We start from the raw sequence: 766 nt of genomic DNA on the forward strand, positions 1-766 counted from the left end.
CGTTGGCATTAATATAAACGAACCATCAAACTAATGGAAAACGAATTTGCAAAAGTAATGTCTGAAAGGACAGATGAAGAATTAATTAAGATTGTAACAGTCGAAAGAGAAAGTTATAATCCGACTGCAATCGAAGCTGCGGATGCTGAAATTGAAAAACGGAATATCGACACAAGCGAATTTGAAAAAATAAAAGAACAAGCAACAGTCGAAAAAGAACAAATACAAAAAGTTGACTCGAATGTAGTCGGTTCGGGAATTAGATTTGTAAATTTTCTAATTGACTTTATCGTATGGCTAATTTTAGCATTTATAGTAAGTTTTATAATCGGAATTTTTGTTCAGCCAACTGACCAAGGACTTTTAACTCTTTTTGGTTACGTTCTGATTTTTGGAACCTTTATAGCTTATTACGCAATAATGGAAATTAAATTCCAAAAGACAATTGGGAAGTTTGTGACAAAAACAAAAGTTGTGAAAATGAATGGAGAAAAACCGACAGACGGAGATATAATTACTCGGACATTTTGCCGACTAATTCCATTTGACCGACTTTCATTTCTGTTCGTAAAAAACGGAATTCACGACTTTTTATCTAAAACTAAAGTTGTAAAAGATACAACGGAATAAAAAATACTAATGCCAACAAAGGCTATAAGCAATTGGGGTTTAGGTGTTTAAATAAAAAGAAAGTAAATAAAATAAAGGTCAGTGCTAAACTGAAAAGTTAGGGCAAAAAAACCCCAACTGCTCATAGCCAGACCGT

1 protein-coding gene is annotated in these 766 nt (G+C 32.8%); it reads left to right on the forward strand.

Going from position 1 to position 766, the window contains the following annotated elements; all coding sequences use genetic code 11:
- Nucleotides 1-33 precede the first annotated feature (33 nt).
- The gene (locus FHP04_RS14395; protein ID WP_139856844.1) at nt 34-630 is read left to right on the forward strand and encodes an RDD family protein; all 597 of its coding nucleotides are present in this window, start codon (nt 34-36) and stop codon (nt 628-630) included.
- The last annotated feature ends 136 nt before the right edge of the window (nt 631-766 follow it).

The sequence above is a fragment of the Aequorivita sinensis genome (assembly GCF_006346335.1).
Lineage (GTDB): Bacteria > Bacteroidota > Bacteroidia > Flavobacteriales > Flavobacteriaceae > Aequorivita > Aequorivita sinensis.